The 15,254-nt window shown below is 50.4% G+C and carries 16 protein-coding genes; 2 read left to right on the plus strand and 14 right to left on the minus strand.

The features are described 5' to 3' along the window. Positions 1-9: 9 nt before the first annotated feature. A complete protein-coding gene (locus IVG45_RS15900) occupies positions 10-840 on the plus strand; it encodes a PP2C family protein-serine/threonine phosphatase (RefSeq protein WP_196434776.1) in 831 nt (276 codons plus the stop codon). A 3-nt stretch (positions 841-843) separates the two neighbouring features. On the opposite strand, the gene IVG45_RS15905 is transcribed toward IVG45_RS15900, so the two are convergent. Then, positions 844-1,524, minus strand: coding sequence for an FHA domain-containing protein (locus IVG45_RS15905; RefSeq protein ID WP_196434777.1), 681 nt, complete (start codon positions 1,522-1,524; stop codon positions 844-846). Between the two features lie 168 nt (positions 1,525-1,692). Then, a complete protein-coding gene (locus IVG45_RS15910) occupies positions 1,693-2,529 on the minus strand; it encodes a D-hexose-6-phosphate mutarotase (RefSeq protein ID WP_230874615.1) in 837 nt (278 codons plus the stop codon). A 669-nt stretch (positions 2,530-3,198) separates the two neighbouring features. Here IVG45_RS15910 and pepA point away from each other — a divergent pair. After that, positions 3,199-4,011, plus strand: coding sequence for a flocculation-associated PEP-CTERM protein PepA (pepA, locus tag IVG45_RS15915; RefSeq protein WP_196434779.1), 813 nt, complete (start codon positions 3,199-3,201; stop codon positions 4,009-4,011). 93 nt (positions 4,012-4,104) lie between these two features. Here the strand turns inward: pepA and IVG45_RS15920 are convergent, their stop codons facing one another. The 12 genes from IVG45_RS15920 to IVG45_RS15975 all read right to left on the minus strand — a co-directional run bounded on the left by IVG45_RS15920 (position 4,105) and on the right by IVG45_RS15975 (position 15,091). Next, positions 4,105-4,848 carry a methylenetetrahydrofolate reductase gene (locus tag IVG45_RS15920; protein WP_196434780.1) on the minus strand — a complete coding sequence of 248 codons (744 nt, stop codon included), beginning with the start codon at positions 4,846-4,848 and terminating at the stop codon, positions 4,105-4,107. Positions 4,849-4,856: 8 nt separating this feature from the next. Next, entirely contained in the window at positions 4,857-6,686 is a 1,830-nt protein-coding gene (gene glmS / locus IVG45_RS15925; RefSeq protein WP_196434781.1) for a glutamine--fructose-6-phosphate transaminase (isomerizing), read from the minus strand. After that, positions 6,686-8,110, minus strand: coding sequence for a bifunctional UDP-N-acetylglucosamine diphosphorylase/glucosamine-1-phosphate N-acetyltransferase GlmU (glmU, locus tag IVG45_RS15930; RefSeq protein ID WP_196434782.1), 1,425 nt, complete (start codon positions 8,108-8,110; stop codon positions 6,686-6,688). The genes glmS and glmU overlap by 1 nt, the downstream gene beginning before the upstream one ends. Before the next feature lie 73 nt (positions 8,111-8,183). Further along, a complete protein-coding gene (locus IVG45_RS15935) occupies positions 8,184-8,606 on the minus strand; it encodes a F0F1 ATP synthase subunit epsilon (RefSeq protein ID WP_196434783.1) in 423 nt (140 codons plus the stop codon). 27 nt (positions 8,607-8,633) lie between these two features. Further along, a complete protein-coding gene (gene atpD, locus IVG45_RS15940) occupies positions 8,634-10,007 on the minus strand; it encodes a F0F1 ATP synthase subunit beta (RefSeq protein ID WP_196434784.1) in 1,374 nt (457 codons plus the stop codon). Positions 10,008-10,050: 43 nt separating this feature from the next. Next, the gene (atpG, locus tag IVG45_RS15945; protein ID WP_196434785.1) at positions 10,051-10,914 is read right to left on the minus strand and encodes a F0F1 ATP synthase subunit gamma; all 864 of its coding nucleotides are present in this window, start codon (positions 10,912-10,914) and stop codon (positions 10,051-10,053) included. An 11-nt stretch (positions 10,915-10,925) separates the two neighbouring features. Next, a complete protein-coding gene (gene atpA, locus IVG45_RS15950) occupies positions 10,926-12,467 on the minus strand; it encodes a F0F1 ATP synthase subunit alpha (RefSeq protein ID WP_196434786.1) in 1,542 nt (513 codons plus the stop codon). Between the two features lie 21 nt (positions 12,468-12,488). Further along, positions 12,489-13,019 carry a F0F1 ATP synthase subunit delta gene (locus IVG45_RS15955; RefSeq protein ID WP_196434787.1) on the minus strand — a complete coding sequence of 177 codons (531 nt, stop codon included), beginning with the start codon at positions 13,017-13,019 and terminating at the stop codon, positions 12,489-12,491. Positions 13,020-13,022: 3 nt separating this feature from the next. Continuing rightward, positions 13,023-13,496: a F0F1 ATP synthase subunit B gene (locus tag IVG45_RS15960; protein WP_196434788.1), complete on the minus strand. Its 474-nt coding sequence runs from the start codon at positions 13,494-13,496 to the stop codon at positions 13,023-13,025. Between the two features lie 118 nt (positions 13,497-13,614). Continuing rightward, a complete protein-coding gene (gene atpE, locus IVG45_RS15965) occupies positions 13,615-13,899 on the minus strand; it encodes a F0F1 ATP synthase subunit C (protein ID WP_196434789.1) in 285 nt (94 codons plus the stop codon). A gap of 41 nt (positions 13,900-13,940) precedes the next feature. Next, a complete protein-coding gene (gene atpB / locus IVG45_RS15970) occupies positions 13,941-14,705 on the minus strand; it encodes a F0F1 ATP synthase subunit A (protein ID WP_196434790.1) in 765 nt (254 codons plus the stop codon). Between the two features lie 17 nt (positions 14,706-14,722). After that, positions 14,723-15,091, minus strand: a complete 369-nt coding sequence (locus IVG45_RS15975; protein WP_196434791.1) for an ATP synthase subunit I — start codon at positions 15,089-15,091, stop codon at positions 14,723-14,725. Positions 15,092-15,254 lie beyond the last annotated feature (163 nt).

The raw sequence follows: 15,254 nt of genomic DNA on the forward strand, positions 1-15,254 counted from the left end.
GTAACTATTATGGCGATAGCCCAGGTTTTCAATCGATATTATGTTTGCGGCAAAACCGATTGCGGTCAGCGCCGCGCGCATAATGAAGACACCATCCTGATCAACGACGATGCCGGAATAGTGTTACTGGCCGATGGCATGGGCGGCCACCAATACGGCGACAGGGCCAGCGCCGAAGCGACCCAGTTAATCAACCAGCTACTCGAACGTTATTTACCGCCGGCGCCCAACAAACCGGTTCAAACCGGCTTTTGGCAAAAAATCATCGGCCTCCTGAATCGAGCCGGCTCTTCCGACCCTTACCAGGCGCTCGAAACCGATGGCCAAATTATTGCGGACATTCTGATTGAAACCAACCAAACCATTTACCGCTATAACCAGGATGCGCAAATGGCCGATGGCAACGGCATGGGCACGACGCTGGTCGGCTGTAAATTCAGTGATACGTCGGCTAACATGCACGTGTTTCACCTCGGCGACAGCCGGCTTTACCGCTGGCGAAACCAGACCTTGACGCAACTGACCAAGGACCATTCGGCTTATCAAAATTGGCTCGACAATGGCCGAATCGGCGAAGCTCCGGGCTCGAACGTCATATACCAAGGCATAGGCCCCAAGCCCGAAGTGAAGCCGGATATTCAAATTATCGCTATCGAAGCCAACGATAGTTTCCTGCTGTGTTCGGACGGCTTGACCGATTTGGTCGAGGATGACCTGATAGCCGATATTTTGAAAAATCTTTGCCGAGAAAATATCGAGGAAAAGACCCAGGAGTTGATAGACATCGCCAACCAAAATGGCGGCACCGACAATATCTCGGTTATTTTGATCTGCCAATAGGAGTTATTCTTCCATAAACTTCAATAACAGATTTTTGATGGTGATACTGTCGTCATTACTCAACTTGATTTGTGAACTTAACTCGCGGCCATTCAGTTTGACCAGTTTATTCTTTCTCGGAAACAGATAATAACTATTGCCGATACGTGAAATCTCGGCCACCAGTTTCGGGGTAAACCAGCCGCCGACGCACAGGTCGCTATGCTTACTCTTACCGATGGAATAGTAATCCCGATTCAGTAATAACTTATTGATATTGCGTTTTTCGCCATGCACCAATAAATAACAATTACTAGCCTTTTGCGTGCCGGCGGCGGGCTGGCTGTTGCCGACCATCATCGTCCTGTCACTGTCGTCGCTTTGGTGAATATTCTGCGCTTGTCCGCCATGGCCGCGTTCGTTGACAAACTTCAAATCATGCTTGCAAATACTGATGGTGTCGCCGAATTTTAGTTTCTGCTTACCCTCTATCTTCACTCCATTTAAATAGGTGCCATTGGTGCTATTTAAATCCTCGATAAACCATTCTTTATTTTGTTGTGTAATAGCGGCATGCAGCAATGAAACGCCTTTATTATCTATTTGAATGGGGTTATAGCCGGCCCGGCCGATAGTCGCGGAGTTACTCTCGATTTCAACCGAGTTCTGTAGCGAACTATTAAAATAGATTTCAATAAAACTCATTTTGCTAGCTCCACATCTGGGTTTGTATTCGTTTCAAAACAGGGCTGTTTATTAGGATAGGCTTGGGTTGAAGCGGTCATCTGTCTGTTTCTATCTTATACCCGAATGCGTGAGTTAAAAAGACCATCATCAGCGCGTCGCCGCCCGCCGGAGCCTCCTTCCCAAGCCTCAATCGGTTAAATCAGGCAGCAAACTGTAATCGGCTTGCAGGCTATACTGGCTGCCCGGTTGAATCTGAATCAGGTCGAACGCTATATTTCCCACCTCTACGCAAATAAATTGCTGGTAAGCGATGGGGGCTAAATCCGGCATTTTTTTGATGGTTTTGGCCCAGGGATTCCAGACTACTGCCGTGCTGGTGTCGGGAGAGCTAACCCGAATCCGGCGCTTGAACACTGAATCCACGATAATCAAATCCTTTAGCGCGTTGGTGTAGACCCGATCGACTTCCCTGGTAACCGTGATGGCGCCATTTTGAGATTTTTGGGTGCCATGATCCAATTTATCGAAATACTCGCAATCCTCCAGCCCTAAAACCTTCACACGCTTGATATGGCCGATCCGAAAATAACTATGAAAAGCCTGGGTAATCGAGAAAGGCTTATCGCCGGTATTATATGTCGTCAGCTTTAATTGCAAGCTGGGACCGACGCTAATCTCCAGCATCAACATAAACGCCTGCCGCCAAGTATTTTCTTTTTTAAAGCTTTCGTTGAACAGCAGGCTGACCTTGGTTTCGGCCTCGCTGATTGCTTCCGTTTTCGCTAGCTGCCAAAAGTGATTACGAACGAAACCATGATTGGGGCGCTGCAAACCCTTGGGGTCCGGCCCGAACCAGGGCCAACACACCGGAATGCCGCCGCGAATAGCCTTGCCCTCGGCATACTCGGATTGTTGGCTCAAAAATAACATATCCTCGTTTTGATCCAACCGCTGATACGACAACACTTGCGCCCCATACACCGAAATCAAGGCCCTGGCGCTGCCATTGTCGATTTTAATCATGGGCAAGCCGCCCTGGCCTGAAATTATTTCAAGCTGGTTTGCAATACTAAAATCACGGTTTAATTGCTGAATATCCATGGACCCACTGTATTAAAATCGATTATGGCTGGCTTCATCCAACCGCCACCGTCCATGGCTCTGGATGCCCGAGTCCCGCGGGCATGACGACACACTATTTTACAGATGACATGTCACGTAACCGCTATCGCGGCAACGTAACCTACCTTACTTTATTTTTCTAGCGGGACGGGGTTAATCCCGTTTGCCGCGCCGAGCACCGAAGCTTTTGACGGGATCAGCCCGTTAGGGGCGATGCAAGGATACATCGTGGATCCGGGGTTCTGACTCGCGCCGTCCAGGCGCTCGCACGTCGTACGCCGTTGGCTTCCGCTAGGCGGGAACCGATATTAGATCAGGCCGCGATAGCGAATCATAATTTTACAGGACGACGCAGCGCGTCTAAGGCTGCATTTCCACGTAGAACGTGGGAACGATTAATAAGAGCATTTCCATCTTAAGTGTGCTACCACACAGACTCAGTATAATCAAATATTTATTATGTATAGCAAGGGACATTACTGCCTGGTTCTTCAAATTGATTTGTTGCAATTTTAAGATCTACCAAAATGGCTGAAGGAACATAGATTTTTTTTATTTGGAGAATACGACATGAGTAAACAAGCTTTCATAAAACCAAGCATTTGCTTAGCTTTAGGATTGAGTTTAATGGCACCTTCCGCATTTGCTAGCGTACCTTGGGTAGGCAGTGTGGATTATTCCCAAGCGCCAAGTGCACTTGGTACGGAACCAACTGTTGGACCGTTTGATACATATGACTTTGGGGCCGGTGTTACTCTAATTCAGCTAACCAGCGGCAGCACCTTTAATGGTTATTATCAAACCCTGGTTAGTGGGCATTTTTTGAACAATATCGGCATTAACGTTCCGGGACTTGATATTTCCGGAACTGGCGCCGGATTCGAGGTAACCGCAACCGCATCGTTTAGCGGCACTTATTCAAATGTCGGAAATTTATCAAACATAAATTATACGTCTGGTGAAGTCAATGTGTATTTCGATCCAACCTCGAATTACAGTTTTACATCCGATACCGGCTTTGATGATGGTGATGCTATATTATCGGGTACGATTACCGGTGGTTCAGCATTTATTGACTTGACATCCGGCTTGGGTGTTTCACAATTGGAATTACAGCTCTCGGGCACGGATGTCTTTTCTCCCAACACCATTAACGGTGGCTCTGCACTTTTTTCAATCAATCTAAGCAATCCGGACTTGCTGACCGGTATCACTAGTGTACTGGGGCAAGATGTTGCCGGTGGTGGCTTTTCCCTTTTATCGGCGGCCGATGGCTCGATACAGCTCACAGCTGTTCCTATCCCAGCGGCTGCGTGGCTGTTTCTCTCAGGGCTCATGGGATTTGTAGGGTTAACTAGACACAAATCCACGCTCAACGCTTGATAAAAAACAACCTGTAAGCTGGGGACTCTCCCGGTTCAACCGGGATGTTTGTCTCCGCCATTTCTCCGGCGGATCGCCTAATGGCATCCGCCCTTACATACCCAACCTAATCCCCCCAAAATACCTCTCCAAATCAATCCGAATCGGCATGAAATACACATTCAAACCGCTGGCCGCCGCCGAGGCGATTACCTGATTGGCAAATTCGACGTTCCAGTCGTAATCCGGCCGGAAACTCTTGGGAAACCTGACCTTGTTTTTGACTTCCCAGTAATTCTTCGAAGCCTGGGTGGTGATCGGGCTGATACCGATATAGGTTTCCAGACCGTGCATGTGTTCGGCGTAGATTTCGATCAAACGTTTGTCGTAGAAAGGCTGGGAGAAAAAGCCGGTGGCGCCGGCATCGGCCTTGCGTTGGGTATAGTCGCATTCATCCTGCAATCCTTGCCGGTGCGGATCGAAGCCGGCGTAGATAGCCAGCTTGGGGAAATATTGGCGCACCGCCCGGATCAAATCGACCACGTCGGTATTGTAATAAGCCCGCTTCAAGCCTTCCGGCGGATCGCCGGACACCAGTAACACGCTATCCAGCCGGTATTCCTCGATAATGCGGAACAGCTCGCCGCCATCGATTTTAAAATCGATCGCGCGAAAATGCGGAATAAAGCGGAATTTACTGCGATCGATACGGGTAGCCAACTCCCAGCTACGGGTATCGAAGCGCTGAATGTCCGGCACATTGATGATGTTGATGCCGTCATCCAGCTTTTCCACGAAGGCATATTGTTCGTCAAAAGCCTCCAGGCTTCTGGGTACGATTTCAAACGAGATGTTCATTGCCAACGTTATTCCACGGTCACCGATTTTGCCAAATTGCGCGGTTGGTCGACATCGGTTCCTTTCAATACCGCCACGTGATACGACAGCAGTTGCAGCGGTATGGTGTAAACAATAGGCGAAATGATGTTGGCGACGCTGGGCATTTTCAACACGAACACGTTTTCGTCGCTAGACTCATCCAAGGCTTCGTCCATGAATACAATCAACTGGCCGCCACGGGCACTGACTTCCTGGATGTTGGATTTGAGTTTTTCCAACAAACTGTTATTCGGTGCCACGGTCACCACCGGCATTTCCGCATCGATCAGCGCCAACGGGCCATGTTTCAATTCCCCGGCGGGATAGGCTTCGGCATGAATATAGGAAATTTCCTTCAGCTTCAACGCCCCTTCCATCGCAATCGGATAATGAGTGCCACGGCCCAGAAACAAGGCGTTCTGCTTGTCGGCAAAGCGTTGCGCCAGGATTTCAATCGCCGAATCCAGTTTCAAGGTTTGCTCAATGGCGCCCGGCAAACCGAACAACTCGGAAACGATGGTTTCCTCCAATTCCTTGGTCAACGCAAACCTACGTCCGACCGCAATCACCAGCATCAGCAATGCTACTAATTGGGTAGTGAAGGCTTTGGTCGATGCTACCCCGATTTCCGGACCTGCGCGGGTCATCATCACTAAATCGGACTCTCTGACCAGCGAACTTTCGGGGGCGTTACAGATCACCAGTGAATGCTTGACACCCAGTCTTTTGGCTTCTTGCAGTGCTGCCAGGGTATCGGCGGTTTCACCGGATTGGGAAATCGTCACCACCAAGGTATCCGCTGCAATGACCGGATTGCGGTATCTGAATTCGCTGGCAACTTCGATCGAGCAAGGAACCCTGGCCAGTTTTTCAAACCAGTAGCGCGCCACCAGGCCCGCGTGATAGCTGGTACCGCAGGCCAGGATCTGGATGGATTTGACTTGGTCAAACACTTCCGCCGCATTGTGGCCGAAGGCGTTGTCTTGCAGCCGGTTACCGATGAAACGCCCTTCCAGGGTTTCGGACACCGCCCATGCCTGCTCGTAAATTTCCTTCAGCATATAGTGGCGGTATTTGCCCTTATCCACCGAATCGGCTTTTAGCTGGCTTTCGATGACTGGACGCACCACTCGGCTGCCGTTTTTGTCGTAAATACTGGCGCCATTGATGGTCAATTCGGCGATGTCGCCATCTTCCAGAAAGATAAAACGTTGCGTGACAGGCAGCAGGGCCGCTATATCCGAGGCGATGAAATATTCACCTATACCGATCCCTATCACCAACGGACTACCTTTGCGGCAGGCAATCAAAATATCCGGCTGGTCGGAATACACCACGCCCAATGCGTAGGCACCCTGCAGGGTGGCGACGGTGCGTTTCACCGCATCCAGCAGACTATCTGCTGTTTTCAGTTCCTCGGCGATTTTATGGACAACGACTTCGGTATCGGTTTCCGAGGTGAACTGGTAGCCGTTTTGTTGCAGCGCGGTACGCAGGTTGTCGTGATTTTCGATGATGCCGTTATGCACCACCGCCACTTTATCCTGGCTTAAATGGGGATGGGCATTGCTGGTGCTTGGTTTGCCATGAGTGGCCCAACGAGTGTGCGCGATACCGACATTGCCTTGTATCGGATCACTGGCGATCAAGGCTTCCAGGCCCTTAACCTTACCCAATTCCCGTTTGCGGAATATTTCACCCTGATGAATCACCGCTAGCCCGGCGGAATCGTATCCCCGGTATTCCAGCCGTTTCAGACCTTCGATCAAAATCGGCACCACGTTACGTTGAGCGATGCCCGCGACTATGCCACACATTATTCTTTCTCCGACTTACAGGGATGTAATGAGTGCAGAGAACTGTCTGGAACAGTTTCCGCTAATTTTACCGGACGTTGCCAGCTTGCGACGCTAACCTGTTTGACTCGGCTCAACGTCAGTTGCTCCGCCGGCGTATCCTTGGTGATTGTCGATCCGGCACCTATCGTGGCGTTTTTGCCGACCGTTACCGGCGCCACCAACTGGGTGTCGGAACCGATGAAAGCGCCGTCTTCGATGATGGTCTTGAATTTATTCACGCCATCGTAATTGCAAGTGATGGTGCCGGCGCCGACATTGACCTTGCTGCCAATTTCGCTGTCGCCAATATAGCTCAAATGGTTGATTTTGCTGCCACTGGCTACCGTGGATTTTTTGATTTCGACGAAATTGCCGATATGCACATGATCGGCCAATTCGGCTTGCGGCCTGAGGCGGGCGAACGGCCCGATCCTGCTGTCGGCGCCAACCACGGCATCTTCAATCACACTGTTGGCGAGTATCTCCACCCCATCGGCAATCGTGGCATTTTTGATCAGGCAATTGGGGCCGATTTTAACATACGAGCCGATGCGGTTGACGCCCTCGAAGATTACGTTGATATCGACATCAATGTCCTGGCCCAGAGCGGCAAATTCGCCTCTGACATCCGTCCGATTCGGGTCGCGCAAGGTCACGCCTTTTTCCATCAACATTTCCGCTTGCTGGAGTTGGTAAACCCGCTCCAGATGCGCCAGTTGGCTGCGATTGTTGACGCCCAATACTTCATCCTGACTGTCGGCCTGGGTCGTTTCTATCGTCAAACCATCGTCCACCGCCATCTCGATAATATCGGTCAGATAGTATTCGTTTTGCGCATTGTTATTGCTCAAGCGGGACAGCCAGTTTTTCAACTGTTTGCCTTTGCAGGCCAAAATGCCGGTATTGCCTTCGCTGATTTGCAATTCCACTTCATTGGCATCTTTTTGCTCGACGATTTTGATCACGGCATGGTCCTTGTCTCGCACGATGCGTCCGTAGCCGGTTGGGTCATCCAGCGTCACGGTCAATAAAGCCAAGGATGTCGCGCTGACTTTTTTCAGCAGCGTTTGCAGGGTGCTTGCCTTAAGTAGCGGAACGTCGCCATACAAAATCAACACGGTATCGCCGTCTTCGACGTGATGTATGGCCTGCTGTACGGCATGCCCAGTACCCAGCTGCTGTTTCTGCTCTATCCAAGTCGCATCCAATTGGCTCAGGCTCTGTTTGACGGTTTCGCCGCCATGGCCGTAGATGATGAAGACCGTATTATTGTCGAGCGACAAACTGGTTTCGTGGACGTGTTGCAACAATGGCTTGTTGGCGATTTCATGCAACACCTTGGGACGGGATGAACGCATGCGCGTGCCCTGACCGGCGGCCAGAATGATGGTTTTTATCGACATGTCTTATTCCTTTAAACAAAAAAGCCCGATGACGCTAACGTTATCGGGCTTGGCTATTCACGAAGTTAATTGTTTACGAACCACGTTTTCTCAATCTTTCCAGCGTTTTTAGCTGCATCACCGCCTCGGCTAGTTTCGCCTGGGCAATAGCGTAATCTATCTTGCCTGATTTGTCGCTCAACATTTCCTCGGCGCGAGCCTTGGCTTGTAAAGCCTGGGCTTCGTCGATGTCATGGGCGCGTATCGCGGTATCCGCCAACACGGTAACCAGATGCGGCTGAACTTCCAACAGACCACCGGAGACATAAAACTCCTGACTTTCCTTGTCACTGATTTTTACCCGCACTTCACCCGGTTTCAAGCGGGTAATCAGCGGGGCGTGACGTGGAGCAATACCCACTTCACCCAGTTCGGCGGGCGCGAACAACATCTCGGCCAGACCCGAGAATACTTCCTGCTCGGCGCTGACGATGTCTACATGAATGGTCATGGCCATATAGTAACTCTCCTCTGTTGAGTCGGCTTACATGCCTTTGGCTTTTTCAATGGCTTCGTCTATGGTTCCGACCATGTAAAACGCTTGTTCCGGCAAATTGTCGTAATCGCCGTTAATGATGCCTCTGAATCCGGCAATGGTTTCCTTCAATGAAACATATTTGCCTGGCGAACCGGTGAATACTTCCGCCACGAAGAAAGGCTGCGACAGGAAACGTTGAATCTTACGGGCGCGAGACACGGTCAATTTATCTTCTTCCGACAACTCGTCCATGCCCAGAATCGCGATGATGTCGCGCAATTCCTTATAGCGTTGCAGGATACCTTGCACCGAACGCGCGGTATCGTAATGTTCCTGACCGATAACCAGAGGGTCCAACTGACGGCTGGTTGAGTCCAACGGGTCAATCGCAGGATAGATACCCAACTCGGCGATTTGGCGAGACAGTACCACGGTCGCGTCCAAGTGAGCGAAGGTTGTAGCCGGCGACGGGTCGGTCAAGTCGTCCGCTGGTACATAGACCGCTTGGATCGAGGTAATGGAACCGGTTTTGGTCGAGGTGATACGTTCTTGCAGAACGCCCATCTCTTCGGCCAGCGTTGGCTGATAACCTACCGCGGACGGCATACGGCCCAACAGCGCCGATACTTCGGTACCGGCCAGGGTGTAACGGTAGATGTTGTCGACGAAGAACAGTACGTCGCGGCCTTCGTCACGGAAAAACTCCGCCATGGTCAAACCGGTCAACGCCACGCGTAAACGGTTTCCGGGTGGCTCGTTCATTTGGCCGTAAACCAGCGATACCTTGTCGATAACGTTAGAATCGGTCATTTCGTGGTAAAAGTCGTTACCTTCACGGGTACGTTCACCGACACCGGCGAATACCGAGAAACCGCTGTGCTCGATCGCGATATTACGGATCAGCTCCATCATGTTAACGGTTTTGCCTACACCGGCGCCGCCGAACAGGCCGACTTTACCACCCTTGGCGAAAGGGCAAACCAAGTCGATAACCTTGATGCCGGTTTCCAACAGTTCGTTGGCGGGCGCTTGCTCGTCGTAGGAAGGCGCATCACGGTGGATGACCCATTTTTCTTTTTCGCCGATAGGACCTTTTTCGTCGATGGCTTCACCCAACACGTTCATGATCCGGCCCAGAGTCGCTTGACCGACTGGGACTTTGATCGCGTCGCCGGTGTTGCTGACTTCGATACCACGGCTCAAACCGTCGGTCGAACCCATCGCAATGGTACGAACCACGCCGTCACCCAATTGCTGTTGAACTTCCAGCACCAATCCGCCTTTTACATTCAGCGCATCATATACTTTTGGCAGGTTATCGCGTGGAAACTCCACGTCTACCACCGCTCCAATAATCTGAACGATTTTACCCAAACTCATTGTGTCGTCCTCTATTAAAATCTATCTAAAACTTGTGAATGCATTAAACGGCCGCGGCTCCGGCAACGATTTCCGAAATCTCTTGCGTAATGGCCGCTTGTCGGGCTTTGTTGTACACAAGTTGCAACTCTTTAATGATGTTGCCAGCGTTATCGGATGCGCTCTTCATGGCCACCATGCGGGCCGCTTGTTCGCAGGCGTTGTTTTCAACCAGGCCTTGATAAACGATGGATTCGACATAGCGCTGCAGTAAAACATCCAGAACATCTTTCGCGCCAGGCTCGTACAGATAATCCCAATGGCCGCTTAAATCTTCTTCAAGTTCGTTGGCTTCCACCGGTAGTAACTGAGTCATGACCGGTTTTTGGGTCATCGTGTTAACGAATTCGTTATTGACCACGTATAACTGGTCGATGCTGCCTGCCGTGTAGGCATCCAACATGACTTTAATCACGCCGACTATGTCGACCTGATGCGGCGTATCGCCCAGCTTGCTGACCTGTCCGATCAAATTAGCGTTGATATTGCTGAAGAAGTTAGCCGCTTTGCCACCAATGGTGCAAACATCGACTTCGATAGCGCGGCCGCTCCATTGCTGCATCTGATTCAGCACGTTTCTGAACAGATTAGCATTCAAACCACCGCACAAACCTCTGTCCGAGCTGATCACAATAATGCCAACCCGTTTGACTTCGCGCGCAATCATGTACGGATGTTTGTACTCGGGATTGGCGTGTGACAGATGCTTGATGATCTGGCTAATCTTTTTCGAGTACGGCCGAGTGGCCTGCATGCGGTCCTTGGTTTTACGCATTTTACTCGCGGCCACCATTTCCATGGCGCGGGTGATCTTCTGAGTATTCTTGATACTCGCGATCTTGGTACGTATTTCTTTGCCAACAGCCATGGACTATCCCTTTACCAGCTACTTGTTTTGACGAAACGTTCAATGGCACTGTGCATGCCCTTTTGGATTTCGTCGCTGAAGTCGCCTTTTTCGTTGATTTTCGCCATCAATTCGGATTCTTCGGTTCTCATAAACGACAACAACGCCGCTTCGAAATCCCGCACCTTTTTCACTTCCAGATTATCCAGGAAGCCGCTGTTGGCTGCGTACAGAGAAACGCCCATTTCCGCGACCGACATCGGCGCGTATTGGTTTTGTTTCATCAGTTCGGTGACGCGTTGGCCACGCTCGATTTGTTTGCGAGTGCTTTCATCCAGATCGGATGCAAACTGGGCAAATGCCGCCAATTCACGGAACTGCGCCAAGTCCAGACGAACACCGCCGCCCAGTTTCTTGATGATCTTGGTTTGCGCCGCGCCACCGACCCGCGATACCGACAAGCCGGCGTTGACAGCGGGACGGATACCGGAGTTGAACAAGCCGGTTTCCAGGAAGATCTGGCCGTCGGTGATCGAGATCACGTTGGTTGGCACGAACGCGGAGACGTCGCCACCTTGAGTTTCGATGATAGGCAGCGCGGTCAATGAACCGGTTTGACCTTTTACCTTGCCGTTGGTCAGTTTTTCGACTTCGGCGGCGTTGATACGCGCGGCGCGTTCCAGCAAGCGCGAGTGGATGTAGAACACGTCACCCGGATACGCTTCACGGCCTGGCGGACGGCGCAGCAGCAAGGAAATTTGGCGATAGGCCCAAGCTTGCTTGGTCAAATCGTCATAGATAATCAGTGCGTCTTGGCCGTTGTCGCGGAAATATTCGCCCATCGAGCAACCGGTGTACGGTGCGATGAATTGCAGCGCGGCGGATTCGGAAGCCGAAGCGACGACGACGATGGTGTGCTCCATCGCGCCATGTTCTTCCAGCTTACGCACCACGTTAGCAATCGAAGAACGTTTTTGGCCGATCGCGACATAAATACATTTGATACCGGTGCCTTTCTGATTGATGATCGCATCAACCGCAATGGCTGTTTTACCGGTTTGGCGGTCGCCGATGATCAACTCACGTTGACCGCGTCCGACCGGAATCATCGAGTCGATCGCTTTCAAGCCGATTTGTACCGGTTGATCGACCGATTGTCTGGCAATAACGCCGGGCGCAATTTTTTCGATCGGAGAAGTCAAGTCGGTATCGATGGCGCCCTTGCCGTCAATTGGATTACCCAATGCATCGACCACCCGGCCCAATAAAGCCGTACCAACCGGTACTTCCAGAATTCTGCCGGTGCATTTGACGGTATCGCCTTCGGTGATATGTTGGTAAGCGCCCAACATCACCACACCGACCGAGTCTCTCTCCAGGTTCAATGCCATGCCGTAAGAACCGCCGGGAAATTCCAGCATTTCGCCCTGCATCGCGTCCGACAGACCATGTACACGAACGATACCGTCGGTCACGCTGACTACGGTGCCTTCCGAGTGCGCCTCAACTTGGGCGTCGAAATTCTCGATCTTCTTCTTGATCAGATCACTTATTTCAGATGGATTTAATTGCATTTTATTTTCCCGATCTAGCTCTTAGAGCCTTTTGGCTAATTGATGAAGCTGGCCACTGACAGAACCGTCAATCACTTTGTCGCCTGCTTTCGCAAGTATGCCGCCAATCAACGATTTATCGACTGATACCACGGCATTGACCTTTTTGTTTAAATGCTTTTCCAGCATTGCGACATATTTACTCTGTTCGGCTTTGGTTAAGGCAAAGGCGCTATACAGATCAACATTAACGTAGCCTTCGTCATCGGCTTTGTATTGTTCGTACATAACCGAGATAGTCGGCAGCAGTTTCAGTTTGCCGTTTTCGATCAATAATCTCAGAAGGTTGGTTGCTTCCGTATCGATCCGATCCTGACAAATATCCAGCAGCAGTTGCTTGATTTTTTCCTTGCTAACCCTGGGATTTTTGACGATGGCCGTCATATCCGAATCCTGAACCACCGCCGATAAAAACCGCAACGCATCCGACCAGGCGTCGGCCTTCCCGGTTTCCTTCGCCAGCTTGAAAGCCGCCTCGGAATAGGGTCTTGCTAATGTCGCTAACTCAGTCATTGCTTAACCCAGTTGTTCCGCGGTTCTGCTCAGAAGTTCATGATGCTTGGCTTTGTCGATTTCTTCTTTCAAAATCTGTTCAGCAGCGCGCAAGGCCAAGGTAGACACTTCTTTGCGTAAATTTTCTCTGGCTTGCAGCATTTCCTGCTCGATTTGAGCCTTTGCCGCTTCCAATAAACGTTCGCCTTCTTTTTGAGCTTGAAGCTTGGATTCTTCAACCAGTTCGTTGGCGCGTTTTTGAGCTAAATTGATTATTTCAGCCGATTGTTCCCTGGCCTCTTTAAGAACGCTTTTGGCTTTCTTTTCAGCCAATTTGACTTCTTCCTGGCCTTTTTCGGCTGCAGCCAGGCCTTCAGCTATCTTCGCTTTACGCTCTTCCAGAGCCGCGATGATGGGCGGCCAGACATACTTCATGGTAAACCAAACCAGAAGCGTGAAGGTGATCATCTGCCCGATCAGAGTAGCATTGATGCTCATTGATGCATTCCTCGTATGCTGTTGTCGTACTATCCGTCCGCTGACGCGGCTATCGATTTATATTCGGATAACCGAAGAAGGCATTTGGCCTTCTTCCGACGAATCGCTGTTTTGCTAATCAGCCCGCGACAGATTGAACGGCTGCGAGGAATGGGTTGGCGAAAGTCAGCATCAGAGCCAGACCAACACCGATCATGGTTACCGCGTCAAGCAAACCGGCGATAATGAACATTTTGACCTGCAACATAGGAACCAGCTCGGGTTGACGTGCCGCGCCTTCCAAAAATTTACCGCCCAACAAACCGAAACCGATCGCGGTACCGATAGCGCCCAAACCCAAAATGATGCCAACTGCGATGACGGTGAAGCCTTGTACGTTGGCAATTAATGATGCGAGTTCCATAGTGTCTCCTAAGTATGTATATGAAATTAAAAATAAAACTGTTAGTGATCTTCGTGAGCCAGACTCAGATAAACGATGGTCAACACCATGAAAATGAAAGCCTGCAGGGTAATGATCAAGATGTGAAATACCGCCCAGGGGAAACCCAGCAATGGCTGGACGATAGGGGGCAACAACGCGATCAAAATGAATACCAGCTCACCGGCATACAGGTTGCCGAATAACCGCAAGCCAAGAGAGATAGGCTTAGCCAGCTCTTCGACCGTTTTCAGCAACAGATTGAACGGCATCATTTTAGGACCGAAAGGCGTGCAGGTCATCTCCTTGGCGAAACCCCAAAGCCCCTTTACCTTGATGCTGTAAAAGAAAATCAAGATAAATACACTGATAGACAAGGCAAAGGTGCCGTTCAAATCGGTACTCGGTACCACGCGCATATATTCCATGCCCATCAAGCTGCCTATCATCGGCAACAAATCCACCGGCAACATATCCATCGCGTTCCACAGGAATACCCAGCAGAATATGGTCAACGCCAATGGCGCGATCAATTCGCTTCGTCCGTGAAAACTGTCTTTTACCTGGGTATCGACGAATTCGACGATCATTTCGGCGAAATTCTGCGCCATGCCCGGCACGCCGGATGTCGCCCGTTCCGCAACCGATTTAAAAAACCAGATAAACAATCCGCCCAATCCCATCGAAAAAAACAGGGTGTCCAGATGCAATGTCCAAAATCCCTCACCCACCGATAATGGTGTCAAGTGATGGACAATATAACCTGTTGAGCCACCTTCACTAGCCATTTTGCCTCGCAATAATACTAATCGCGCCAATAATAAAGCGCGAACCAAAAAACCGACAGCACTGCCACATAACCTATCAGCAGCCTTATAAAATCAACAGAGGGAATCTGTAAAACAATCGTAAACAAGGCCGCGGTCAGTATTAGCTTACCTGCCTCACCCGCATAAAATGCATTGACAATACCTTGCGCTGGTTGATTTCTGGCAAGATAAACTTTATACGCAAAATAAAGATTGGGCAGTAACGCTACACCGCTTCCCATGAGTGGAGACATCGCATAATCCCAGCCTCCGATCATCAAAAACCCCGCTACCACTGCTACGGCCATCAGGATTTGCGCGTACAAAACTTTACCGACAGTAGAAAACTGATTTCCAACTGCCATTTTAATCCTCTCGACTGTTAAGCGCGGCGATTATATCCAGCCCACTGATTTAAAGCAAGGAAGCAGGTTTTTTGAGCTCTCGGCGGAACAAAATCGTTCAATCCGAATCAGCTTGGCCGGCCTTTCTATCGCCCTCGAATCAGTAAGTTGTCGTCAAATCTAG

The sequence above is a fragment of the Methylomonas sp. LL1 genome, assembly GCF_015711015.1.
Taxonomy (GTDB): domain Bacteria; phylum Pseudomonadota; class Gammaproteobacteria; order Methylococcales; family Methylomonadaceae; genus Methylomonas.

Bases quoted from the DNA above. Each gene is read 5' to 3' on its own strand.
- IVG45_RS15900 (WP_196434776.1), top strand. From the start codon at position 10: ATGGCGATAGCCCAGGTTTTCAATCGATATTATGTTTGCGGCAAAACC.
- atpD (WP_196434784.1), bottom strand. From the start codon at position 10,007: ATGAGTTTGGGTAAAATCGTTCAGATTATTGGAGCGGTGGTAGACGTG.
- atpA (WP_196434786.1), bottom strand. From the start codon at position 12,467: ATGCAATTAAATCCATCTGAAATAAGTGATCTGATCAAGAAGAAGATC.
- IVG45_RS15960 (WP_196434788.1), bottom strand. From the start codon at position 13,496: ATGAGCATCAATGCTACTCTGATCGGGCAGATGATCACCTTCACGCTT.
- IVG45_RS15975 (WP_196434791.1), bottom strand. From the start codon at position 15,091: ATGGCAGTTGGAAATCAGTTTTCTACTGTCGGTAAAGTTTTGTACGCG.
- IVG45_RS15955 (WP_196434787.1), bottom strand. From the start codon at position 13,019: ATGACTGAGTTAGCGACATTAGCAAGACCCTATTCCGAGGCGGCTTTC.
- atpG (WP_196434785.1), bottom strand. From the start codon at position 10,914: ATGGCTGTTGGCAAAGAAATACGTACCAAGATCGCGAGTATCAAGAAT.
- pepA (WP_196434779.1), top strand. From the start codon at position 3,199: ATGAGTAAACAAGCTTTCATAAAACCAAGCATTTGCTTAGCTTTAGGA.
- glmS (WP_196434781.1), bottom strand. From the start codon at position 6,686: ATGTGTGGCATAGTCGCGGGCATCGCTCAACGTAACGTGGTGCCGATT.
- IVG45_RS15935 (WP_196434783.1), bottom strand. From the start codon at position 8,606: ATGGCCATGACCATTCATGTAGACATCGTCAGCGCCGAGCAGGAAGTA.
- atpB (WP_196434790.1), bottom strand. From the start codon at position 14,705: ATGGCTAGTGAAGGTGGCTCAACAGGTTATATTGTCCATCACTTGACA.
- IVG45_RS15920 (WP_196434780.1), bottom strand. From the start codon at position 4,848: ATGAACATCTCGTTTGAAATCGTACCCAGAAGCCTGGAGGCTTTTGAC.
- IVG45_RS15910 (WP_230874615.1), bottom strand. From the start codon at position 2,529: ATGATTAAAATCGACAATGGCAGCGCCAGGGCCTTGATTTCGGTGTAT.
- glmU (WP_196434782.1), bottom strand. From the start codon at position 8,110: ATGTCGATAAAAACCATCATTCTGGCCGCCGGTCAGGGCACGCGCATG.
- IVG45_RS15905 (WP_196434777.1), bottom strand. From the start codon at position 1,524: ATGAGTTTTATTGAAATCTATTTTAATAGTTCGCTACAGAACTCGGTT.
- atpE (WP_196434789.1), bottom strand. From the start codon at position 13,899: ATGGAACTCGCATCATTAATTGCCAACGTACAAGGCTTCACCGTCATC.